The sequence below is a fragment of the Marivita sp. S2033 genome (genome assembly GCF_046592965.1).
Classification (GTDB): Bacteria; Pseudomonadota; Alphaproteobacteria; order Rhodobacterales; family Rhodobacteraceae; genus Marivita.
The window spans coordinates 105,848-129,396 of the sequence record NZ_JBISBV010000002.1 but is presented as its reverse complement, the minus strand read 5'-3'; the positions used below and the strand labels follow the sequence as shown (position 1 = coordinate 129,396).

Annotated in this window: 20 protein-coding genes and 1 tRNA gene; 9 read left to right on the top strand and 12 right to left on the bottom strand. The window is 59.4% G+C overall.

Annotation, left to right across the window (positions count from 1 at the left end):
- Positions 1 to 3 precede the first annotated feature (3 nt).
- Together ACGKZZ_RS04705 and ACGKZZ_RS04700 are read right to left on the bottom strand one after the other, a co-directional pair.
- A complete protein-coding gene (locus ACGKZZ_RS04705) occupies positions 4 to 1,290 on the bottom strand; it encodes a homoserine dehydrogenase (protein WP_411222318.1) in 1,287 nt (428 codons plus the stop codon).
- Between the two features lie 73 nt (positions 1,291 to 1,363).
- On the bottom strand, positions 1,364 to 1,645 hold the full coding sequence (locus ACGKZZ_RS04700; RefSeq protein ID WP_411222317.1) for a hypothetical protein: 282 nt from the start codon (positions 1,643 to 1,645) through the stop codon (positions 1,364 to 1,366).
- A gap of 95 nt (positions 1,646 to 1,740) precedes the next feature.
- Between ACGKZZ_RS04700 and ACGKZZ_RS04695 the strand changes: the two genes are divergently transcribed.
- Positions 1,741 to 2,325, top strand: a complete 585-nt coding sequence (locus tag ACGKZZ_RS04695) for a TetR/AcrR family transcriptional regulator (RefSeq protein WP_411222316.1) — start codon at positions 1,741 to 1,743, stop codon at positions 2,323 to 2,325.
- A 13-nt stretch (positions 2,326 to 2,338) separates the two neighbouring features.
- Here the strand turns inward: ACGKZZ_RS04695 and ACGKZZ_RS04690 are convergent, their stop codons facing one another.
- Positions 2,339 to 2,545, bottom strand: a complete 207-nt coding sequence (locus tag ACGKZZ_RS04690; RefSeq protein ID WP_411222315.1) for a hypothetical protein — start codon at positions 2,543 to 2,545, stop codon at positions 2,339 to 2,341.
- Positions 2,546 to 2,659: 114 nt separating this feature from the next.
- Here ACGKZZ_RS04690 and ACGKZZ_RS04685 point away from each other — a divergent pair, with 114 nt between their 5' ends.
- The 3 genes from ACGKZZ_RS04685 to ACGKZZ_RS04675 are packed head-to-tail and all read left to right on the top strand — an operon-like array spanning position 2,660 to position 7,481.
- Positions 2,660 to 4,300: a hypothetical protein gene (locus ACGKZZ_RS04685; protein ID WP_411222314.1), complete on the top strand. Its 1,641-nt coding sequence runs from the start codon at positions 2,660 to 2,662 to the stop codon at positions 4,298 to 4,300.
- Positions 4,301 to 4,326: 26 nt separating this feature from the next.
- Positions 4,327 to 5,427, top strand: coding sequence for a phosphatase PAP2 family protein (locus ACGKZZ_RS04680; RefSeq protein ID WP_411222313.1), 1,101 nt, complete (start codon positions 4,327 to 4,329; stop codon positions 5,425 to 5,427).
- A gap of 2 nt (positions 5,428 to 5,429) precedes the next feature.
- Positions 5,430 to 7,481 carry a hypothetical protein gene (locus ACGKZZ_RS04675; protein ID WP_411222312.1) on the top strand — a complete coding sequence of 684 codons (2,052 nt, stop codon included), beginning with the start codon at positions 5,430 to 5,432 and terminating at the stop codon, positions 7,479 to 7,481.
- A 253-nt stretch (positions 7,482 to 7,734) separates the two neighbouring features.
- Here the strand turns inward: ACGKZZ_RS04675 and ACGKZZ_RS04670 are convergent, their stop codons facing one another.
- The 7 genes from ACGKZZ_RS04670 to glpD form a co-directional block, all read right to left on the bottom strand.
- Positions 7,735 to 9,444: an ABC transporter substrate-binding protein gene (locus ACGKZZ_RS04670; RefSeq protein ID WP_411222311.1), complete on the bottom strand. Its 1,710-nt coding sequence runs from the start codon at positions 9,442 to 9,444 to the stop codon at positions 7,735 to 7,737.
- A 66-nt stretch (positions 9,445 to 9,510) separates the two neighbouring features.
- Positions 9,511 to 9,786, bottom strand: coding sequence for a DUF2160 domain-containing protein (locus tag ACGKZZ_RS04665; protein ID WP_411222720.1), 276 nt, complete (start codon positions 9,784 to 9,786; stop codon positions 9,511 to 9,513).
- A gap of 30 nt (positions 9,787 to 9,816) precedes the next feature.
- Entirely contained in the window at positions 9,817 to 10,656 is an 840-nt protein-coding gene (locus ACGKZZ_RS04660) for a carbohydrate ABC transporter permease (protein WP_411222719.1), read from the bottom strand.
- A 45-nt stretch (positions 10,657 to 10,701) separates the two neighbouring features.
- Positions 10,702 to 11,574, bottom strand: coding sequence for a carbohydrate ABC transporter permease (locus ACGKZZ_RS04655; RefSeq protein WP_411222310.1), 873 nt, complete (start codon positions 11,572 to 11,574; stop codon positions 10,702 to 10,704).
- Positions 11,571 to 12,656: an ABC transporter ATP-binding protein gene (locus ACGKZZ_RS04650; protein ID WP_411222309.1), complete on the bottom strand. Its 1,086-nt coding sequence runs from the start codon at positions 12,654 to 12,656 to the stop codon at positions 11,571 to 11,573. The genes ACGKZZ_RS04655 and ACGKZZ_RS04650 overlap by 4 nt, the downstream gene beginning before the upstream one ends.
- A complete protein-coding gene (locus ACGKZZ_RS04645) occupies positions 12,656 to 13,738 on the bottom strand; it encodes an ABC transporter ATP-binding protein (RefSeq protein ID WP_411222308.1) in 1,083 nt (360 codons plus the stop codon). The genes ACGKZZ_RS04650 and ACGKZZ_RS04645 overlap by 1 nt, the downstream gene beginning before the upstream one ends.
- A gap of 21 nt (positions 13,739 to 13,759) precedes the next feature.
- Positions 13,760 to 15,352 (bottom strand): glycerol-3-phosphate dehydrogenase, encoded by a 1,593-nt coding sequence (glpD, locus tag ACGKZZ_RS04640; protein ID WP_411222307.1) that lies wholly within the window; start codon positions 15,350 to 15,352, stop codon positions 13,760 to 13,762.
- A gap of 249 nt (positions 15,353 to 15,601) precedes the next feature.
- Between glpD and ACGKZZ_RS04635 the strand changes: the two genes are divergently transcribed.
- On the top strand, positions 15,602 to 16,384 hold the full coding sequence (locus tag ACGKZZ_RS04635) for a DeoR/GlpR family DNA-binding transcription regulator (protein WP_411222306.1): 783 nt from the start codon (positions 15,602 to 15,604) through the stop codon (positions 16,382 to 16,384).
- A gap of 66 nt (positions 16,385 to 16,450) precedes the next feature.
- On the opposite strand, the gene ACGKZZ_RS04630 is transcribed toward ACGKZZ_RS04635, so the two are convergent.
- Together ACGKZZ_RS04630 and ACGKZZ_RS04625 are read right to left on the bottom strand one after the other, a co-directional pair.
- A tRNA-Leu gene (locus tag ACGKZZ_RS04630) sits at positions 16,451 to 16,536 on the bottom strand.
- 64 nt (positions 16,537 to 16,600) lie between these two features.
- Complete coding sequence (locus ACGKZZ_RS04625; protein WP_411222305.1) at positions 16,601 to 17,071, bottom strand: Lrp/AsnC family transcriptional regulator; 471 nt, start codon at positions 17,069 to 17,071, stop codon at positions 16,601 to 16,603.
- A gap of 110 nt (positions 17,072 to 17,181) precedes the next feature.
- Here ACGKZZ_RS04625 and putA point away from each other — a divergent pair, with 110 nt between their 5' ends.
- The 4 genes from putA (at position 17,182) to ettA (ending at position 23,522) form a co-directional block, all read left to right on the top strand.
- The gene (gene putA, locus ACGKZZ_RS04620; protein WP_411222304.1) at positions 17,182 to 20,604 is read left to right on the top strand and encodes a bifunctional proline dehydrogenase/L-glutamate gamma-semialdehyde dehydrogenase PutA; all 3,423 of its coding nucleotides are present in this window, start codon (positions 17,182 to 17,184) and stop codon (positions 20,602 to 20,604) included.
- 31 nt (positions 20,605 to 20,635) lie between these two features.
- Positions 20,636 to 21,379, top strand: coding sequence for a rhomboid family intramembrane serine protease (locus ACGKZZ_RS04615; protein ID WP_411222303.1), 744 nt, complete (start codon positions 20,636 to 20,638; stop codon positions 21,377 to 21,379).
- On the top strand, positions 21,376 to 21,759 hold the full coding sequence (locus ACGKZZ_RS04610) for a GFA family protein (protein ID WP_411222302.1): 384 nt from the start codon (positions 21,376 to 21,378) through the stop codon (positions 21,757 to 21,759). The genes ACGKZZ_RS04615 and ACGKZZ_RS04610 overlap by 4 nt, the downstream gene beginning before the upstream one ends.
- Before the next feature lie 107 nt (positions 21,760 to 21,866).
- The gene (ettA, locus tag ACGKZZ_RS04605; RefSeq protein WP_411222301.1) at positions 21,867 to 23,522 is read left to right on the top strand and encodes an energy-dependent translational throttle protein EttA; all 1,656 of its coding nucleotides are present in this window, start codon (positions 21,867 to 21,869) and stop codon (positions 23,520 to 23,522) included.
- Positions 23,523 to 23,549 lie beyond the last annotated feature (27 nt).

Sequence of the window (23,549 nt, the reverse complement as noted above, 5' to 3'; positions counted from 1 at the left end):
CGCTCAGACCTTCTCGATCCGAAGGGCCACGGGCTCGCCCTCGACAACGCCGGTGCCCACCATCGATGCAAGCGCCGTGTCAAGCGCCGCGCGCGTGGTCTTGTGGGTCACGATCAGCACCGGCGCGGTGTCGAGATCATGGCTGCGCTGGCGCATCCGGTTGATCGACACACCCGCCTCACCCAGCACAGCCGCCACCTTCGCGAGCGCGCCGGGTTTGTCGAGCAACAAGAGCCGCAGATAATAGGGCGCTGAAGTTGCAGTTTGGGCAGGAGAGGCTTTGACCAGAGTGCTGGAAGGTTGTCCGAAGGTCGTGACCCGCGTGCCGCGCGCAATGTCGAGAACATCGCCCATGACCGCGCTTGCCGTCGGACCCTCGCCGGCACCGGCGCCGCGCAGGACGATCTGGCCAACCTGATCGCCTTCGATCACGACCATATTCGTACCACCGTCCAGCTGACCCAGTGGCGATGTCGCCGGGACGAGGCAGGGCGACATGCGTTGCTCAAGGCCGCGCCCCGTCATCTGGCACACACCCAAGAGCTTGACCTTATAGCCCATGTCAGCGGCCTGACGAATGTCCTCGATGCTGACGCGGCCGATACCTTCAAGCTCTACCGCATCGAACGCCACCTGAGTTCCAAACGCAATCGACGCCAAAAGCGCCAGCTTGTGGCCCGCGTCGATGCCACCGACATCCAGTTCGGGATCGGCTTCGAGAAACCCAAGCCCGTCCGCCTCTGCGAACGCCTCGTCATAGCTCAGACCGGCGGATTCCATGCGCGTCAGGATGTAGTTGCAGGTGCCGTTCATCACCCCCATGACACGTTCGATGTCATTGCCCGCAAGAGCTTCGGTCAATGCCTTGACCACTGGTATCCCGCCGGCAACCGCAGCTTCGAAACGCAACACTGCGCCAGATGCTTCTGCCGCTTCGGCCAGCGCCTGACCGTGATGCGCCAACAGCGCTTTGTTGGCAGAAACGACGTCCTTCCCAGCCCGAAGCGCCGCTTCGGTCGCGGCCTTCGCCGGACCATCGCTGCCGCCCATAAGTTCAACAAAAACATCCACATCGTCGCGCTGCGCCAGAGTGACGGGATCGTCCTCCCAATCGTAGCTGTCAAGCGGCACACCGCGATCCTTGACTCGGCTGCGCGCGCATACCGCCGAAATCGCAATCGGCCGACCGCTCCGGGCTTCAAGCAGCGCCGCCTTCTGGCGCACGATCTTGACGACCCCGGCGCCCACGGTGCCCAATCCTGCAATTCCAAGGCGCAAGGGTTCGGTCATGGGGCATCCTTTCAGAAACAGGCAAATTTTGGCCCGCAATAGCGCCTTGTGGGGGATGCTGCAACGGGGCGTGTCAGGGGGGCGTGACACCGGTCTCCATACGGTCGCGCGTGTCCGGCTCGATCACCGGTCGCCGCAAACCGTCAGCGCGGTTTCGCAAGCCTTCGGCACGCGCGCGAAGCTCTTCGTCATCGGTTTCCGTCAGGCGCGGTTCTTCGGCGGTCAAAAGTTGCTCGAATGGCAGCAGTTTCGGCGTTTCAAGCCTGGCGGCGTCAGCGCTCAGCGCTGCATCGACCTGCGGAAACTCGGCGCAGGCCGTCAGGCTCATCATTAAAAGGATCCACGCACGCCACATCGTCCCGCTCCTTCTTTGGCACTGTCATGCCGCAGCGACAGCGCACGTGCAACCACGGGCTTGATCTGAACAATCGTTCAGTTAACCTGACGGGCATGGCACGCACGACGGGATCTCACTCGGACATCACCGGCCCCCGCGTTCAAAGCGCGGCGCTGACGCTGTTTGCCCGTCATGGCTATGCCGCGGTGTCGATGCGCCAGATCGCCAGGCTGGTCGGCGTACAGGCGGGCGCGCTTTACAACTATACGACCGACAAGCAATCGCTGCTGTTCGATCTGCTCAAGGGACATATGGACGATCTGTTGACCGCCCATGCCGCCTTGCCGCAAAGTGCAACGCCGCAATTGCAGCTTGAAGCGTTCACACGGTTTCATATCCGCTTTCATCTGGAACGTCCGGAGGCGGTGTTCATCTCGTATATGGAGCTGCGCAATCTGACACCGGACAACTTTTCCGCCATCGAAGACTTGCGCCGGCAATACGAGCGCGAATTGGAAACGATCTTGGAGAACGGTCGCAACACTGGCGCTTTCGACATTGCCGACATCAAAATCACCGCGCTTGCCATCATCGCCATGCTGACCGGCGTCAACACGTGGTATCGCAGCGGAGGGCGTCTTTCGCTGGACGAGATCGAGAACATTTACTGGCACATGGTCCGCAAATCGGTCACCTGAACCGCTTGCCCCTTTAGCTGTCGTGACGAAGATCGCTGGGTCCGATCATATCAATGACCTTTATCATCCATCGCAGCAACTCTGCGTCGGCGGGATCGCGCGATTGGGTCAGGCCGATTGCGCGGTCTCGTAAAACCGGCCACTGCCGGTAAAAATCCACCGCATCGTCAATCTCAAAAGGCGCGTGCTTTTCCGGCATAAACGGGGTGTCCTGGATCATTGCGCGACCAGCCTAGCAAAGCCTCGCAACGCAAGAGCGTGAAATCAGTGTGAAAGACTTGGTTCCCATGACCGCGGCGTTTAGCATAACGTAACGTAAAGGGAGAACCACATCTTGGCCGCAGAGCTCGAAATTTCGCTATTCGGTTCTTGCGTACTGCGCCACACCGACCCGCGCGCGGGCGACATTACCGGAGCAAAGCACCGCGCCTTGTTTGCGCTCCTCGTGACTGCGCCGCTGAACCGCCGTTCGCGAAGCTTTCTTCAGGAAACCCTATGGGGCCTGGCAGATTACGAAAGCGGGCATCAGAATCTGCGACGCGCGCTTTCGGATCTGCGCAAGCGGATCGGTGACAATTTCGACAAAATCCTGACCGTGTCGAACAAGGAAATCGAGATCGACATGGCACGGATCAAGGTGATCGGCGGGCCTGCCGACGGGCCATTTCTCGATGATCTGAATGTCCGGGAACCGGCGTTTGTCGCGTGGCGCGACGGGGTGCGGGCGCGACCTGACACGGTGAAGGCTCTGTGTACCATTTCGAAAAAGACCGGGCCGGCCCGCATCCGGCCTCGCGTTTGCGCTCTGCCTCTGGCTGTCCCAGCGGGCGACAGGGATCTTGCCATCGCCGGTGACTGGATTGCCGAGGAAACCTGCCGGATGATGTCGCGCTCCAGCCTGTTATCCGTGATTTCGCACCTGTCAGGCCGCGCCATGTCGCAGCGATTTGTCGATCTTGTGAATGTGCGCAAAACGCTCGATGTTGATTTTCTGATGACCGGCGCGATGCGGCGGCATGGTGACCTGCTGGTCGCCGATGTCGATTTCATTGACGTTCACACCGGCACGCTGCTGTGGAACCGCCATCTGTCTTGTGGCGCCGCACATTTTGCACAGGACGCTGCGGACTGGCTGGTGAACGTCGTGCAATCGGTTGGCCGCTCGATTGCCGAAACCGCGTTGCATGTGGGGCGTCAGACGCCATTGCCGGACCTTCCCGACCACCGCCTGCTGATCGCCGGTGCCACCGCGATGCACCACCCGAGGCTTGGCGACTTCCTGCGCGCACGGCAATTGCTCGATGAGGCCGCGTCGCGTGCGCCCGACAATCCGAACGTGCTGTCATGGCTTGGCAAGTGGTATGTTTTGAGCATCTTCAAGAATTACAGCACGGATCGCGCGGGTGACACGCAGCGGGCGCTTGATTGCACGGCACGTGCGCTGGATCTTGATCCGCAATCAAGTTTCGGGCTGACAATCGACGGGTTTGTGAACGGCAATATCCTGAAAAACATGGATCTCGCCGAGAAACGCTATGCTGCCGCGCAAGATATCAATCCCAGCGAAAGCCTCGCATGGCTTTTGCGGGGGTCGCTGCTCGCTTTTCGTGACGAGGGCCAATCTGCCATTCGCGCCACCAAAATGGCGCGCGACCTGTCTCCCATTGATCCCTTCGCGTATTATTTCGACAGCCTTGCAAGCTCGGCTTATCTGGCAGGTGGCGAATACGAAAAGGCGCTGGAACTGGCCGATCGCTCTCTGGAGGTGAATGACCGGCATATCTCGACGCTCCGCTCGCGGATTGCCGCGCTTCACGCGCTGGATCGCGGCGCCGAAGCGCGCCAGACCGCCGACGATCTGCAACGCCGGTTTCCCGATTTCTGCCTCGACGATTATCGCAACACGCATCCCTCTGCCGATAGCAAGACCGGCAAGCTGGTCATGACCGCATTGGCAGCCGCAGGGGTTCCATAACGTATTTTGCAAAAGGATGATTCAACATGGCGCAATATGGTGGCTTCGGCGGATTTGGAGGGTTTGGTGGGTTTGGGGGCTTCGGCGGTTTCGGCGGCGGCACCAACTTCACCGGCCTGGGCGGATTTCTGGGGAGACAGGACCCCGGTGGTTATGATGCGGCAACAACGCTGGGTCTGCAATCGGTCGCGGAGGGTCTGCGCCATCTGACAGAAGCGGGGGCGAGCCCCACTGATCAGGAATTGCCGTTTTCCAATCCCGCCAATCTGTCTGGATTGGCAACATGGGTGCGCGGATCGCTCTATGTCAGCGAATTTCTGGCCGGAGTGTCGGCTCAGCCGCATGACGCCACCGAAAGCGAGGCGGCCAAGGTCGGCCTGTCATTTGACGGCAAGTCGTGTCTGATCCTGCACCGTCCCGACCAAAGCCTTTTGCGGGAACAATGCAGCTATGTCGCCGATTACGCCACTTTGCGGGCAGAGCGCACCGCAGAGATCACCTCGCAGCTTGGCTTTCCGACTGCGTATTTCGCGATGATACTGGGTTTGCATAGCGCTCAGAACGCCAAGACGTTCGAATTGATCACCGCGACCCAAGTCGCGGCGGCACACGCGGCGATGATCGTCAAAAGTCATCTTGCGGTGCGTCGGCCGGACCAGATCGACGCCCGCCTCATGCCGATGATCCCGACGCCCGGTCACGGCAGCTTTCCGTCGGCCCACGCGACCGAAAGCTACGCCGTGCTGACCGTCCTCGAAGCCTTGTTGAAGGACTGGAACTGCCTGTCAGACGGTGACGAGCGCATCGACGTGATGCGCGCATTGGCCGAGCGGATCGCGGTCAACCGCACGGTCGCCGGGGTCCACTACCCGATCGACAGCTGGGCCGGCGCGACGCTGGGCCGGATCGTGGGGACAATCGTCTTGAACCGCTGCGGACTCATCAAAGACATCACCGCGATGGACTACGCCCCGGCCAGTCACGACTTCTTCGATGAAGACTTCCGCGACCCCACAATCGCGACCGCACGCGGACTGGCGCCCACCGGCGAGACCCACCATCTTCCGTCGACCCCGACCTTCAAATGGCTGTGGGAGCACGCCAGCGACGAAGCACAGAAGGTTTGATCATGTTTCCACAGCGCAGCAGCAATGAACGGATCGAGAAATACACCGGCCCCTACGAGCGCTGGGTTTTCTCTGAGGACTTGGGCCGTCCTTACGCATTTCCCGCCATCAAGCACGGTCCGTCGACGCATTTCACCGCGCTTATGGAAGGGCGCGGCACCCTTCACGATACCGCCAACCTCAAAATCCGCATTCCACCGCTCTGGAGTTCGAGCCCTGACGTGACGCCATTCGTCATGTGGGACAAGTCTGGTCCTACCGAAAGTGCAAACGAGGATGCCCGTCTTGCGCGGCTGCTCGATACGCTCGATGCGCCGCGCTATCGGCTCAATATGCCGATAGAACCCGCAACCTGGGCGACGACGTACACCCCCGATCAACCGCCTGCCGGATGGCGGCGCCCGAGTGCCAAACCGCGCGCGATTATTGGCGTGATCGATGACGGCATTCCGTTCATGCACCGCGCGTTTTGCGACAGCCAAGGCGCAACGCGGATCAACGTATGCTGGATGCAAGGCGCCCGCGCCGACACACGCGCCGCCGTTCCGATGGGGCGTGAGATCACCAACGGGCAGATCGACGATCTTCGCGCCCGTCACGGATCACAGGAACGCCGGGCCTATTTCGAAGCCGGCGCGATTGACCGACATCTGCCGGAACTTGACACCGTCCTGATGCACCACGCCACCCACGGCGCGCATATCATGGGTCTGGCTGCCGGAAATGATCGCACTGTCAGCGCGCACGATTTGCCAGACGACGCCCAGATCATCGCCGTGCAACTGCCCAACACAATCGCTTGGGACACGTCCGGCTTTGGCAAGGAAATGATGATGCTCAGCGCCATCGAGTACATTTTCCAACGCGCCCGGATGATCGCAGATGCCTATGACGGAGAGGAAATTCCGCTGGTCCTCAATTTCAGCTATGGATGGAGTGCCAATCGGCATGACGGTCAATCCAGCTTTGAACGTGCGGTAGAGGCGATTTTGACATCGCGCCGCGAAAGGCAACCTTTGACGGAAATTGTCATGCCAACCGGCAACAACTTCGCCAATGACATGCACGCGCGTTTGTCTCCGGACGATGCCACTGACGGCGTTTACAATTTTGGCTGGCAGATCAAACCGGACGACCGCACATCAAGCTATCTTGAGATCTGGCTGCCGCTTCATCTTGATCCGCGCGGCTGGAGCGTCACTGTCACCCCGCCGCACAACCTGACGCTTGAGACCGGCGGCACGATGGATATATCGCCCGATGCCGACCTTGCAGGGGGCGACCCGAGGCGGTTTGGCGAGCTTGAGATGATGGGAAAGAACATCGGCCAACTGTCTGTCGACAGACATCAAGGCAATCGCTGGCGCGTCATGTTGGCTCTGATTCCGACGACCGCCAACAACGAACAGGACCGGCGCGCACCATCGGGGCTGTGGACGATATCCGTTGACACCGCCCAGGACCCGCTGCGCGAAGGCCAGCACCTCGACATCTGGGTGCAACGCGATGACGATCCAACGCAACTCGGCACCGGCGGGCAGCAGAGCGTACTTGTTGACCTGAAGCGCCCCAAACCGCCGCGTCCTTTGGAAACGCGCGGCTTGTCGCCGGTGCGCGGCTACGGTTGCCTGAACGGGATCGGCACCGCCCCATCTGTCTTTCGCGTCGCGGGCTATGTTCAGACCACCGACACACCCGCCCCATATAGCGGCAGCGCGTCCGTCGCCATTGCACCGGACGAGACTGCAACCCTCGGCCCAGAGGTTCCAAATGCGTGCGCGGTTTCCGATCAAGGCACCATGCGACCCGGCCTGCCCTCCATCGGCGTTCTGTCAGGTTCAGGCGCGCGGGTTATCGGTACAAGTGCCGCCGCGGCGACCGCAACCAGGATGATTGCGCTTAATTTCCTGTCAGGAAATGGCGCGACAACAGGATTCTTGCCCTTGCATGACGACACGCAGCCAAAACCCATGCAAGAGGCGCAAGCCATTGCCAGAGAGGGGAAATTCCGTGTCCCTCCGGTTTGCGGCATCGCTTTGAAACATCCGGGTTAGGCAATGTTCAGACCGCGTGAATTCATTTCTCACGCTTTTCTCACTCACACCATTGCTCCCGCATCCCTAAACTCATGATTGTGCTTGGCAGCACTTCAGGAGCCTCAGATTGCGGGTTTTTTTGCCTCCTCCCAAACCCGCAATCTGAACTGGACGCCCGCGTGACTTTGGCCGCCTGCTTTGACGCGTCGGAGAGATCGCAGAATTGAGGAGACTGGAGCGCACCATTCCGCGCTCCAGTCGCGTGCAAGTCTTATCTCGTCCAGGACGAAACAAGCTCGTCGTAGTTCACCGTCTGTGGCTCTTCGTCGGTGGTGTCCAAAGCAGGCTTCGGCGCACCGGGCTGCTCCAGCCAGTAGGACGCTTCACGCTCTTCGTTGAGGACCGGACCCAGATCACCCTGGATGCCAGCGCGCTCGAGTCGCTCCATCACGCTTTCCATGTCAGCGCACAACTGGTCGAGAGCCTCTTGCGAGGATTTCGCGCCCGACATGGCGTCGCCAATGTTCTGCCACCAGAGCTGAGCCAGCTTGGGGTAGTCCGGAACGTTTGTGCCGGTGGGTGACCACTGTGTCCGTGCAGGCGAGCGGTAGAATTCCACCAATCCGCCAAGGTTCGGCGCACGTTCCGTGAAGTGATCGGAGTTGACGGTCGACTCGCGAATGAAGGTCAGACCGACATCCGATTTCTTCACGTCGACTGTCTTGGACGTCACGAACTGGGCATAAAGCCACGCTGCCTGAGCACGATCTTCGGGCGTCGATTTCATCAACGTCCACGATCCCACGTCCTGATAGCCAACCTTCATCCCCTCCTCCCAATACGCACCATGCGGGCTGGGAGCGAGGCGCCATTTCGGCGTGCCGTCTTCGTTCATCACGGCATCGGACGCAACCAGCGGTGCGACGAACGTCGTGTACATGAACATTTGCTGCGCGATATTGCCCTGTGCAGGAACCGGCCCGGCCTCCGAGAAGGTCATGCCCATCGCCGAGGGGGGCGAGTATTCCTGCAACCACTTGATCGCACTGTCCACAGCATAGACCGCAGCGGGCGAGTTCGTGGCGCCGCCACGGCTCACACATGCGCCGACAGGCTGGGAGTTTTCGTTGACACGAATGCCCCATTCATCGACCGGCAGGCCGTTTGGCTCACCCACGTCGCCCATACCGGCCATGGACATCCATGCGTCGGTGTAGCGCCAGCCAAGCGACGGGTCTTTCTTGCCGTAATCCATGTTGCCGTAGACTTCGACGCCATCGATTACGCGGCCAGTGAAAAATTCCGCGATATCCTGATACGCGGACCAGTTGACCGGAACGCCCAGATCATACCCGTAGGCTTCCTTGAAATCGGCCATGATTTCCGGATCTGTGAACCAATCATACCGGAACCAGTAGAGGTTTGCGAACTGCTGGTCGGGCAGCTGATAGAGTTTGCCGTCGGGTCCGGTGGTGAACTGAAGGCCGATAAAATCTTCCAGATCAAGCGTCGGAGACGTCACATCTGCCCCTTCACCAGACATCCAGTCGGTCAGGTTTCGAACTTGCTGATAGCGGAAATGCGTTCCGATCAGATCACTGTCGTTGACATAGGCGTCATAGATGTTCTCGCCCGATTGCATTTGCGTCTGCAATTTCTCGACAACGTCGCCTTCGCCGATCAGGTCATGCGTGACCTGAATACCCGTGATCGCCGTAAACGCCGGAGCGAGCACCTGGCTTTCGTATTCATGCGTCGTGATCGTTTCGGAGACGACGTTGATCGACATGCCGGCATAAGGCTCGGCCGCGTCGATAAACCATTGCATCTCGGCTTCCTGGTCTTCGCGAGACAGGGTTGTGACCCCGTCAATCTCCTCATCGAGGAACTTCATCGCGGCATCCATATCTGCGAATGCCGGACCCGCGAGCAGTCCGAGACTTAGCCCCAGTGCCGTTGTGGATTTCATTAAAACGTTCATCAGATTTCCTCCCTTGGAATAGAACGGTTCGTTTCTCCGCAAAGCTGCGGACGTGATCTGGCCTGCCTACACCCAGCGGAACACCGCAGCGGCGTAAGCAAGACAAATGAGAAGCGCATAAGGTTGCGGGCCAAAGCCCAGACCCAACCATGCGAGATTGATAAAGGCCGATCCGAGCAGGGTGATGAACAACCTGTCGCCGCGCGTCGTTTCAATCCGCAAGACACCGGTGCGCGGAGTTTCGGGGTATTTGACGGCCAGGACCGTAAAGACGATCAACAGCGCCGCGATACTTGCGAAAAAGGCCGCCGTCGGCCATGTCCATGCCATCCAGTCAAGCATCATGTGTTCCTTTCGAAATCAACCGGCTCATCACACCCGTCCCAAGGCAAAGCCTTTGGCGATGTAATTGCGCACGAAGTAAATCACCAACGCTCCCGGAACGATCGTCAGCACGCCCGCAGCCGCAAGCACACCCCAATCGACCCCTGCCGCGCCCACAGTCCGCGTCATCGTCGCGGCGATCGGTTTTGCATCGACCGAGGTCAGCGTACGTGACAACAGCAATTCGACCCACGAAAACATGAAGCAGAAAAACGCGGCCACACCGATCCCAGACGCGATCAGCGGGGTAAAGATCTTGATAAAGAACTTCGGGAACGAATAGCCGTCGATATAGGCTGTCTCGTCGATCTCCTTGGGCACGCCGCGCATGAAGCCTTCGAGTATCCAGACCGCCAGTGGGACGTTGAACAGACAATGCGCCAAGGCAACCGCGATATGGGTGTCAAAGAGACCGATGCTGGAATAGAGTTGAAAGAACGGCAAGGCGAACACAGCCGGCGGGGCCATGCGGTTGGTCAGCAACCAGAAGAACAGGTGCTTGTCGCCCATGAACCTGTAGCGGCTGAACGCGTAGGCCGCAGGCAGCGCCACCGCAAGGCTGATGGCTGTGTTCAAGACGACATAGATCAGCGAATTGACGTAGCCCATATACCAACTGGGATCGGTCAGGATCTTGGCGTAATTCGCCAGAGTGAACGAACGCGGCCACAGTGAAAACGTGCCGAGGATCTCGTTATTCGTTTTCAGGCTCATGTTCAGCAGCCAGTAGATCGGCAGCATGAGGAACAGGATATACAGTCCCATGACCACCGCCGAACCGGACGGTCGGAACCGGCGCGTTGCCTTGCGGGGGCGCTCGACGACCATCTCGCGTTTGTCGATGACAACTTCGGGGATTGCTGCGTCGCTCATTTACTTGCCCTCTCTTTTGTCGATCGTCGTCATCACGGTGTAGAAGACCCACGAGATTGCCATGATCACCAGGAAGTACATCAGGCTGAACGCCGCAGCCGGGCCAAGATCGAACTGGCCAAGGGCCATTTTGACGAGGTCGATGGACAGGAAGGTAGTTGCATTGCCGGGCCCGCCGCCGGTGACAACGAAGGGTTCGGTGTAGATCATGAAGCTGTCCATGAACCGCAGCAGGATCGCGATCATCAGCACGCCCGCCATCTTGGGAAGCTCGATATAGCGGAACACGGCCCAACGGCTGGCCTGATCGATCTTGGCCGCCTGGTAATAGGCGTCGGGGATGGAGCGAAGACCGGCAAAGGCCAGCAGCGCGACGAGGGACGTCCAGTGCCAGACATCCATCACAATGACCGTCACCCACGCGTCGATCGTATCCTGGGTGTAGTTGTAATCAATGCCGATCGCATCAAGCGTGTAGCCAAGCAAGCCGATATCCACGCGTCCGAAGATTTGCCAGATCGTGCCGACCACGTTCCATGGGATCAAGAGCGGCAACGACATCAGCACGAGGCAGAAGGACGACCAAAAGCCGCTTTTGGGCATGTTCAGCGCTACAAAAATGCCAAGCGGAACTTCGATTGCCAGAATGATGGCCGAGAACATCAACTGACGCCCCAGCGCATCCCACATCCGGCTTGAATGGAGCATGTCCTTGAACCAGTCGAGCCCGGCCCAAAAGAACTGGTTTTGGCCAAATGTGTCCTGCACCGAATAGTTCACCACGGTCATCAGCGGAATGACAGCCGAGAATGCCACCAGCACCATGACGGGCAGGATCAGGAACCATGCTTTTTGATTGACGGTCTTGTTCATTGCGCGACCCTTTCGCTGGGTTCAATCCGCCAGTCGTCGGCGTAAACGTTGATCCCGGCGGGATCGAACGTGATGCGGTCAGTGTCTGAGGAGATTGCGTCATCCTCGTTTGCAATGGCGCTTATAGCGCGACCATCGACATCAAGGCGCACGATACGGTGGCGGCCGACATCCTCGATCCTGCGGATCGTCGCGGGAAGCCCGTCGCCGCCGACGTTCATGCGAATGAATTCCGGACGAACGCCGATTTGCGTCTTTCCATGCGCCGCATAAGCGGCCCCGAGGTCAACATGCGTTTGCCCGACCCGAGCTTTCGCACCGTCGATCTGCGCATCAAACAGGTTCATGCCCGGCGATCCGATGAAGTAGCCGACAAACGTGTGCGCCGGGCGTTCAAACAATTCCTGCGGCGTGCCGATCTGAACGACCCGTCCGTCATGCATGACCACCACCTTGTCGGCAAAGGTCAGCGCCTCGGTCTGGTCATGGGTCACATAGATCATCGTGTGGCCAAAATCCTGATGCAGCTTCTTCAACTGCGTGCGCAGCTCCCATTTCATATGCGGGTCGATCACCGTCAGCGGTTCATCAAACAGCAGGGCATTGACGTCTTCACGCACCATACCACGCCCGAGTGAAATCTTCTGTTTGGCATCCGCCGTCAGGCCACGCGCCTTGCGATCCAGTTCCGTCTCCATCCCGATCATCGCGCCGACCTTTTGGACAAGCCGGGTGATTTCCGCTTTGTCCATACCCCGGTTCTTGAGCGGAAACGCGAGGTTCTCGCGCACTGTCATCGTGTCGTAAACAACTGGAAACTGGAAAACCTGCGCGATATTCCGGTCTGCTGTCGGGGCGGTCGTGACATCCTTGTCGTCAAACAAGACACGCCCCTGCGATGGGATCAAAAGCCCGGATATGATGTTCAGCAATGTGGATTTTCCGCACCCCGAGGCGCCGAGGAGCGCGTAAGCCTCACCATCGGCCCAGTCGTGGTTCAATTCCTTGAGCGCGAAATCATCCTCCGACTTCGGGTTCGGCGAATAGGAATGGGCAAGGTTATCAAGCGTGATTTTGGCCATTACGCAGCCTCCGCGTAAGGAGCGCCAGCAACAAGCGCGCCATCTTCCGCGAAGATATAGACCCGGCTGGCATCAAGATAGACAGGCAAGGCTTGCCCGGATTTCAGATCGCGGACGCCGTGAATAAGGCCGACCCAGCGTTCCTTGCCGTGATCGAGGTGAATGAACGTCTCGGAACCGGTGATTTCTGTCACGTTCAACGTGGTGTCGAACCGGATCGCATCCGGTCCCGCTTCCAGCGTCAGATGGCTGGGTCGAAAGCCGGCCAGATACCGCCCGTCCGGCAAACCGGCGGCAAAAGCACCGGCAGGAATATCACCACCGGGATGCCGCAAAACGTCGCCCGACTTTTCAAAGGCCAGAAAGTTCATCGGCGGATCGGAAAACACCCGCGCCGTTGTCGCGTCGCGCGGCTGACGGTAAACCTGTGCGGTCGGGCCAAACTGGGTCACGCGCCCTTCCCACAATGTCGCGCAGTTCCCGCCCAGCAAGAGCGCCTCCTCGGGTTCGGTGGTTGCATAGACAAATATGGAGCCGGATTCCTCGAATATCCGCGGGATTTCGGCGCGCAGCTCCTCGCGCAACTTGTAGTCGAGGTTGGCCAGCGGTTCATCCAGCAGGACCAGCCCGGCATTCTTCACCAATGCACGCGCCAGCGCGCAGCGTTGTTGCTGCCCGCCGGAAAGTTCAAGCGGCTTGCGATCCAGCATGGGGGACAACTGCATCAGGTCTGCGGTTTCGCGCACGCGCCTGTCGATTTCAGATGTGTCCAGACCCATCAGCTTCATCGGTGACGCGATATTGTCGTAAACGCTCATCGAGGGGTAGTTGATGAATTGCTGGTACACCATTGCCACCTTCCGGTCTTGCACGCGCTGGCCAGTGACGTCGTTGCCCTCCCAGATAATGCGACCCTTGGTGGGCTGGTCCAGACCGGCCATCAAACGCATCAGGGATGTCTTGCCGGAGGATGTCGGCCCCAGGAGCACGTTCATCGTGCCGTTCTCAAGCGTCAAATCCGTGGGATGGATATGCGTCTGGCCATTCACGATATGGGTTACGCCGTCAAGTGTCAGTGTCACTGCAAGCTCTCCTTCGCGGCGTCATTGCGCGGCAGACGCGGTCGCGCCTCTGCGGTGTGTCATGTAGGTCTCCAGAGTTGCCGCCTCATCTTGCGAAAGTCGCAGCCCGAGTTTCGAGCGGCGCCACAGCACATCATCCGCGGTCTGAGCAAATTCGCGTTCCATAAGCCAATCGACTTCGGCCGAGCTGAGGGTTGCACCAAAGTCCCGCCCCAAATCAGAGGCGTCTCGCGCATCCCCAAGGATCAGGCGCGCATCCGTGCCATAGGCGCGGATCAGACGCTGGGCCCATTTTTGCCCCAAAAACGGATAATCCCGCGTCAAGCCCTCGATCAGCCCGTCAACCCCGTCTACGGCGAAATCTCCACCCGGCAACGCAGCTTCGGCGGTCCAGGGGGAAGTGGTGTTGCCAAGTTCGACGTCGATTTTTTCCATCGCATGCTCGGCAAGACGCCGATAAGTCGTGATCTTTCCGCCAAAAATGTTCAGAACCGGAGCACCCTCGCTGCGGTTGACTTTCAGCGTGTAGTCCCGCGTCGCTGCGGTCGCTGACGACGCATCGTCATCGTATAGCGGGCGAACGCCGGAATAGGTCCACACGATATCGTCGATCCCGATAGGTGATTTCAGATATCCGTTCACAAATGAGATCATGTAGTCGCGCTCTGCATCGGTGCAGACCGGAGGAGTGTCCGGATCGTCATGCTCGCGATCTGTCGTGCCGATCAGCGTGAAATCCGTTTCATACGGGATAGCAAACATGATCCGGCCATCGGTGCCCTGAAAGAAGTAGCACTTGTCATGCTCGAACAGACGCCGCGTCACGATATGACTGCCGCGCACCAGACGAACACCGTCGGCACTCTCGGCGTGCACCCGGTTGTGCAGCACATCCTCAACCCAAGGCCCACCGGCGTTGACGATCATGCGGGCGCGAATGGTGGACGTTTTGCCCCTGACCGCGTCCTCCAGAAGGACATGCCAAACGCCATCCGACTGATGCGCGCTGACGACTTTGGTGCGGGTCAGAATGGTGGCCCCGCGATCCTGCGCATCGCGTGCGTTCAACGCGACAAGACGAGCGTCTTCGATCCAGCAATCCGAATATTCATAAGCTTTTTCAAACTTCTCCAGCAGAGGCGCGCCTTCCGGCGCTGTCGTGAGGTCGATCGTGGATGTTGGTGGAAGGATTTTCCGCCCGCCGAGGTGATCATAGAGGAAAAGACCCATCCGGATCAGCCATGCCGGCCGCTGCCCTTTCGACCACGGCATGACAAGGTTCAACAGCTTGGAGGTCGGCGTATCACTCTCGAAACGTATGTCGGAGGTGTAGGGAAGAACGAACCGCATCGGCCAGGAGATATGCGGCATCGCTCGCAACAGCGTTTCGCGTTCGATCAGGCTTTCGCGCACAAGACGAAACTCGAAATATTCGAGATACCGCAAACCGCCATGAAAGAGCTTGGTTGACGCCGAAGACGTGCCGGAGGCCAGATCGGACATCTCGGCAAGCGTGACGGACAATCCGCGCCCGGCCGCATCTCTCGCGATGCCGCAGCCGTTGATGCCGCCGCCGATCACCAAAAGATCGTTGATGTGCCCCGCCCCTGTCACTCAGATCCTCCCAAATCCTCGTTTTGCCCGATCACTTTAACAAACTTATAAAAAAAGAACAGCAAATGTGTTCGTATATTTTCGCTTTCTTTCAACTTATTGTTTTTCCGAAGAAATCTATTGCAGAATTTCGGCCTCGCTCGATCAGCACCAAAGGTGCGGCGATTCTCTTGCGCAGTCCACGTGTCCGAAACGTATTTTCACAGGGTGCAAAATCTGCGAAACACGCGACCAATCTTGGAGAGTGATGTGTCGCAGGCGATCAGATATCCCGAAATTCTCGAAATCGCGCGCCGCGACGGCAAAGTGACCGTCGAAGGGCTGGCCGAACATTTCGAAGTCACCTTGCAAACGATCCGCCGCGATCTCACCGATCTCGCAGAGGCGGGACGGCTGGAGCGGGTTCATGGCGGTGCGGTGCTGCCCTCGGGCACAACCAACATCGCTTACGAGGAACGCAGGCAGTTGAACGCGGCGGCCAAGACCGCAATGGCCCGCGCCTGTGCCGCACAGGTTCCGGACGACTGCACGGTGTTTCTTAATATCGGAACCAGCACCGAGGCCGTCGCAAACGAATTGCGTCACCACAACAACCTGCTTGTCGTCACCAACAACATGAACGTGGCCAACACCTTGTCGCAGAACCCGAATTCGCAGGTCATCGTCACCGGTGGATCCCTGCGACAGTCTGATGGCGGGTTGGTCGGCGACATCACAACCTCGACCATCCGTCAGTTCAAGTTCGACATCGGTGTGATCGGATGTTCCGCGATCGACCAGGACGGCGATATCCTCGATTTCGACGTGCAGGAAGTCGGCGTCACCCGCACCATTCTGGCGCAATCACGCCGGACATTCCTGATTGCGGATCACAGCAAGCTGAAAAGGGTCGCTCCGGCGCGGGTCACGTCGCTGGGTGACATTGATGTGTTTTTCACCGACAGACCGATAGAGGCGAACCTCAAGAGCCTGTGCGACCAGTGGGACACGGATGTTGTCGTGAACAAGGTTGGCGGAGTCGAGAATTGCTAGACTCGCTCTCGACCCTGGCGACAAGCGTGCTGCAATATCTCATGGAAGACGTCCAGCCAAACACAGTGGTGCGGGCGGTGGGACTCGAACCCACACGGCGCTAGGGCCTTCGGATTTTAAGTCCGATATGTCTACCATTCCATCACGCCCGCACGAATTCAGTCTTTAACGGCGGCAGAGTCCGAGAACAATACTAACCGTTTGCGAAGCCATCCCTCAGGTCACGTTGCCGAAAGACTCTTCCTTGACCGCCTGCATCGCGACATATGTCGACGTCGCGGCGACGTAGGGCAATGTCGAAATCTTCTCGGCCAGGACCTGTCGATAACTGTGCATGTCAGCGGTGCGCACCTTCAGCAAATAATCGAAGTTTCCGGCGATCAGATGCGCCTGCTCGATCTCGGGAATCCTGGTGACGGCGTCATTGAATGCAGACAGCGCCGCCTCGCGGGTCTCGGTCATTTTCACTTCGACGAAAGCGATATGATCCAACCCCAGACGGATCGGATCGAGCAAGGCGCGATAACCCTGAATCGCCCCCACTTCCTCCAGCTTTCGCAACCGCGCTTGGGTAGGGGATTTTGACAAACCAATCCGGCGCGCCAACTCGGTGATCGACACCCGACCGTCGCCGGCCATTTCCTGCAAAATGGCGCGGTCGAATCTGTCAAACTCCGAAAAGTTCATTTGCCTTAAATCCCTTGAATAATCGGATCGATTGTGAGTCATAAGATCAAAATACCGGTACTTCGCCTGTCTGTTGTCGGGTAGCTTAGACAAAATGACTGGAGATCGCCATGCCCCGTGATGCCGCCCCCGATCTACGCGCCGTGATCGACGCCAAACAATATTCTGCCGAAGAGCCCGCCATCGCATCGCTGCGCGACGTTGCGGACCTGAGCGCATCCGACCGCGCCGACATCAAGTCGCGCGCGACAAAGCTTGTCTCGGCCATAAGAAACGACTCCCGACCCGGCTTGATGGAAGTGTTTCTGAGCGAGTACGGACTCTCCACGGATGAGGGGATCGCGCTGATGTGCCTCGCCGAGGCCCTTTTGCGCGTGCCCGACGCGGCAACGATCGATGCGCTGATCGAGGATAAGATCGCGCCGTCGAACTGGGCAAAACACCTGGGAGAAAGCACGTCGCCTTTGGTGAACGCGTCCACCTGGGCGCTGATGCTCACTGGCAAGGTGTTGCAGGACGACACGCCCGGCCCGGTCGGGCATCTGCGCGGCGCGATCAAGCGTCTTGGGGAGCCTGTCATCCGCACTGCGGTTGGCCGCGCGATGAAGGAAATGGGCGCGCAGTTCGTTCTGGGCGAAACCATCCAGTCCGCAATGGCCCGCGCATCCAAGATGGAGTCAAAGGGGTACACCTATTCCTACGACATGCTTGGCGAAGCGGCGCGAACCGAGAGCGACGCACGGCGTTACCACCTCGCCTATTCGCGCGCCATCAGCGCCATTGCCGAGGCCGCGACATCAAAGGACATACGGGAGAATCCCGGAATTTCCGTTAAATTGTCAGCGCTACATCCACGTTACGAACAGGCCCAGCACGACACCGTCATGAACGAAGTTGTTCCGCGGCTTCGCACATTGGCGCAGTTGGCCCGGTCTGCCGGTATCGGGTTGAATATCGACGCCGAAGAGGCTGATCGCCTGTCCATATCCCTCGATGTGATCGAGGCGGTGCTGTCCGAGCCGTCGCTCAAAGGCTGGCACGGGTTTGGCGTCGTCGTACAAGCTTACGGCCAGCGGGCCGCGCCCGTTATCGACTGGCTTCACGATCTGGCTGAACGTCTTGATCGCAGGATCATGGTACGGCTCGTCAAAGGCGCGTATTGGGACACCGAAATCAAGCGCGCGCAGGTGGCAGGGCTGCCGGAATTCCCGGTCTTCACCGCCAAGCACAACACCGATATCAGCTACATCGCCAATGCGCGCAAACTGCTTGGCATGACCGATCGCATCTATCCGCAATTCGCGACCCACAACGCACATACGGTGGCGGCCATCCTGCATATGGCGGAGGACAAAAACTCCTTCGAGTTCCAGCGTCTGCACGGGATGGGCGAAGCGCTGCACGACATCGTCAAAGACGCCGAGGGCACGCGCTGCCGCATCTACGCTCCTGTCGGGGCTCACCGGGATCTTCTGGCCTACCTCGTGCGACGCCTGCTTGAGAACGGTGCAAACAGCTCCTTTGTGAACCAGATCGTCGACACCGATGTTCCCGCCAATGTGGTCGCCTCGGACCCGTTCGAGGACCATCACACGACGGATATCGCAACCGGGCCGCAGCTATTCACCCCCGAGCGCGTCAACTCGGCAGGATGGGATCTGGCCCATCGCCCCACCCGGGAGGCGATCTTCGACGCGCGTGCTCCGTTTGCCGAGGCACAATGGGACGTCGCGCCCTTGATCGCAGTGACAGCGGACACGGGCGCAACCGAGCCAATCGCAAACCCCGCACGCCCCGGCGATACGGTCGGACAGATCACATGGGCGTCAGGTGCTACGGTCGCCGCCGCATCCAGCGCCGCCCGCGTTTGGGAGGCCTCGGCCTCAACGCGCGCCGAGGTGCTCAATCGCGCCGCTGATCTTTACGAAACGCATTACGGCGAACTCTTCGCAATCCTCGCTCGCGAGGCGGGCAAGTCCTTGCCAGACGCGATAGCAGAGCTGCGAGAAGCCGTGGATTTCCTGCGCTACTATGCAGCGCGCGCTGACGGTGCGCCGCCGGTGGGTGTGTTTGCATGTATCAGCCCGTGGAATTTCCCACTCGCCATCTTCACCGGTCAGATTGCCGCCGCTCTCGCGGCTGGCAACGCGGTTCTGGCCAAACCCGCCGAACAGACCCCGCTCATCGCCCATAGCTCGGCCCAACTTCTGCACGAGGCCGGCGTGCCGGCGACTGCACTTCAAATTCTGCCCGGTGCCGGCGATGTCGGCGCGGCGCTCACCGCGAACCCGGTCGTTTCGGGTGTAGCGTTTACCGGATCAACGGACACGGCCCAGATCATCCATCGCTCCATGGCCGAGAACCTGAACCCCGGCGCGCCGTTCATCGCCGAAACGGGTGGCCTGAACGCAATGATCGTGGACAGCACCGCGCTGCCCGAACAGGCGGTTCAAGCCATCGTGGAATCAGCCTTCCAATCCGCAGGGCAACGGTGCTCTGCGCTGCGCTGCCTTTATGTGCAGGAAGACATTGCAAAACCCTTTACCGACATGTTGACCGGGGCGATGGACGCTTTGGTGATCGGTGATCCGTGGAACTATGGCACAGATGTCGGCCCGGTGATCGATGTCGAGGCGCGCGACACCATCGCCGCCTATATCGACGCGGCTGAAGCTGAAGGCCGCCTGTTGCATCGCGTCCCTCTGCCGCGCGGCGGCACGTTCGTTCCTCCTGCCTTGATAGAGGTCAACGGAATCGCGGACATGGAGCGTGAAATCTTCGGCCCGGTGCTGCACATCGCAACGTTCAAATCCCGCGAGATCGACACAGTGATCGACGCCATCAACGCGACCGGCTACGGGCTCACCTTTGGCCTGCAAACCCGCATCGATGATCGCGTACAGCACATCTCTGAAAGGATCGAGGCTGGCAATATCTATGTGAACCGCAACCAGATCGGCGCCATCGTCGGGAGCCAGCCGTTCGGCGGCGAGGGTCTCTCAGGGACCGGGCCAAAGGCAGGCGGGCCGCATTACCTGGCGCGCTTTCGCAACCATGAAGCACCGCATCATGCGTCGGATTGGGATGCACAGGATGATCTGGCACGGCTTCACAAGTCCATAAAAGACGCGGCCTGCGCGCGTTCTCAGAACATGCTTGATCTCCCCGGACCAACCGGCGAGTCCAACGTCCTGACGACGCTTGCCCGAGGGCCGATCCTTTGCCTTGGACCGGGGCGCGAGGCTTGCGAACAGCAGGCCGAAGCCGTCGAGGCCCTCGGTGGATGCGCAATCATGGCATCTGGTGCGATCGAGCCGGATTGGCTGGCAGAGTTACCCGTACAGGGTGCCCTGTGGTGGGGCGACGAACAGAGCGCGCGCGCGTTTCGAGTGGCATTGGCACGCCGCGCCGGACCGATCCTGCCGTTGATCACAGGTATGCCGGACACCGGTCATGTGCGTCGCGAACGGCATGTCTGCGTTGATACCACGGCATCCGGCGGCAACGCGCAACTTCTGAGCGGCGCGGCTTGACGGAACCTCTGAATGCAACAATTGTTGCCCGATGTTCCCGATCCGTGATCACAACCCCTCTGAAGGCACGCCTTACGTCACCTTCGCGCTGATCGCTGCCAATGTGGTCGCGTTCCTCAGCTTTATTCCGCTGATGCAAGACGATCGCGCGTTGATGAGCTTTTACTTCGACTGGGCGCTGATTCCGGCGCTGGTCAGCGAAGGTCGCGGATGGGCCGGATTTTTCACGTCCATGTTCCTGCATGGCGGCTGGATGCATTTGCTGGGCAACATGCTGTTTCTCTATATTTTCGGGGACAACCTCGAAGACAAGATGGGCCATGTCGGTTTTCTTGTCTTTTATCTGGTCGCCGGGATCGGAGCCGGAGTGGTTCACTACATCAGCGCACCCGGCTCTCCGGTTCCGACGGTCGGGGCATCGGGTGCGATTGCCGGTGTGATGGGTGGGTATCTTCTGCTGTTTCCGAAAGCCAAGGTGGATATTCTGATCATCATCGTCTTCATTTTCCGCATTATTCCGATCCCGGCCTGGATCATGCTGGCCGTCTGGTTCGGAATGCAGGTGTTCGGCGGCTTCGGCACACCAGCAGACGAGGGTGGCATTGCCTACTGGGCGCATATCGGCGGATTCGGCATCGGCATTGTCCTGACGGTGCCGATATGGCTGCGCGCTGGCGGGCCGGCCTTCTGGAACCGAACCGATGGCCACCCACCGCATCCCGACGCGAGATACCGGATCGGACGGTCAAACATTCCGGTGGTGAGACGCAAATGAAGTCAGCCGCGAAAATCACTTGCCATTGTGGTGCCGTCGAACTTGCGGTGCAGCTTTCCGAGGACGTCAGTAACGCCGCGCGCTGCGATTGTACGTATTGCCGGAGGCGGGGCACGCCCACGGTATCGGTGCCTCTGGATGATCTGACCATCGTCAAGGGCAAGGACAACCTCACGCGCTACACATGGGGAACGCACACCGCAAAACACTATTTCTGCAAGACCTGCGGTATCTACACGCATCACCAGCGCCGCTCCGATCCCAGGGAATACGGCGTGAACATGGGCGCCATCGAAGGGGTGAACCCAAAAGAGTATGAACCAATTGGTTGGCATGACGGTGTGAATCATCCTTCCGACGCGAAACGCGACCAGACCTAGCAGTCAAATCTGAACAACCCCTGAACGCGCGCCGGTCCGCATGGATTGCACGCCGTGCGCGGCCCGTGTATCCCTCTGCCAAATCCGTCTTACCAAGGAATTTCAGCATGGCCGCCTATCAATATGTCTACCACATGGAAGGGGTTTCAAAAACCTATCCCGGCGGCAAGAAGTGCTTTGAAAACATCCGCCTGAGCTTTCTTCCCGGCGTCAAGATCGGCGTTGTCGGGGTCAACGGATCGGGCAAATCCACCCTGATGCGCATCATGGCCGGGATCGACACCGATTTCTCCGGCGAAGCATGGGCCGCGCAAGGTGCAAAGGTTGGTTATCTTCCACAGGAACCGCAACTTGACGAGTCATTGAGCGTACGCGAAAACGTCATGCTGGGGGTGGCCGAAAAAAAGGCCAAGCTTGACCGGTTCAATGAACTGGCGATGAACTATTCCGACGAAACCGCCGATGAGATGGCCGCGTTGCAAGACGACATCGATGCCAACAACCTCTGGGATCTGGACAGTCAGATCGACGTCGCCATGGAAGCACTGCGCTGCCCGCCGGATGATGCCGATGTCACTACGCTCTCGGGCGGTGAAAAGCGCCGCGTCGCGCTGTGCAAGCTGCTGCTCGAAGCGCCCGACATGCTGCTGCTGGACGAACCGACCAACCACCTTGACGCTGAAACCATCGCGTGGCTGCAAAACCATCTGATCGCCTACAAGGGCACTATCCTGATCGTCACCCACGACCGGTATTTCCTTGACAGCATCACCGGCTGGATCCTCGAACTCGATCGCGGCCGCGGCATTCCCTATGAGGGCAATTACTCAAGCTGGCTTGAGCAAAAGGCCAAGCGGCTTTCGCAGGAAGCGCGCGAGGACAAGGCCAAGCAAAAGACGCTCGAACGCGAGTTGGAGTGGATTCGTCAGGGGGCCAAAGCACGCCAGGCGAAATCCAAGGCCCGGATCAGCGCCTACAACGACATGGCCAACCAGTCCGAGCGCGAGCGTCAGGGCCGTGCCCAGATCATCATTCCGAACGGTCCGCGACTTGGGTCCAAGGTGATCGAGGTTGAAGGTCTGAAAAAGGCAATGGGTGACAAACTCCTGATCGAGGATCTGTCCTTCTCTCTCCCGCCGGGGGGAATCGTTGGCGTGATCGGCCCGAACGGCGCAGGTAAATCGACGTTGTTCAAGATGCTGACCGGACAGGAGCAGCCCGACGCCGGTGAGGTCAGCTACGGCGACACGGTGCAACTGGCCTATGTCGATCAGTCGCGCGACGATCTGAATGGCGGTGACACCGTCTGGGAAGCGATCACCGGCGGTGCCGAGATCATCGAGTTGGGCGACGCTCAGATGAACTCGCGCGCCTATTGCTCGGCCTTCAACTTCAAGGGCGGCGACCAGCAGAAAAAGGTCAGCCAGTTATCGGGCGGCGAACGCAACCGCGTCCACATGGCGCGCCTGTTGAAAGAGGGCGGCAACGTTCTGCTTCTTGACGAACCGACCAACGATCTTGATGTCGAGACCCTGCGCGCACTCGAAGATGCCATCGCCGATTTCGCCGGCTGCGCCGTGGTCATCAGCCACGACCGCTTCTTCCTCGACCGTCTGTGCACCCACATCCTCGCCTTCGAGGGAGACGCCCATGTCGAGTGGTTCGAAGGCAACTTTGAAGATTACGAAGAGGATAAGAAGCGCCGCCTGGGCCCCGACGCGATCGAACCCAAGCGGGTGAAGTTCAAGAAATTCGCGCGATAAGCCAAGCGCGGCAGGGCGGCATCCACG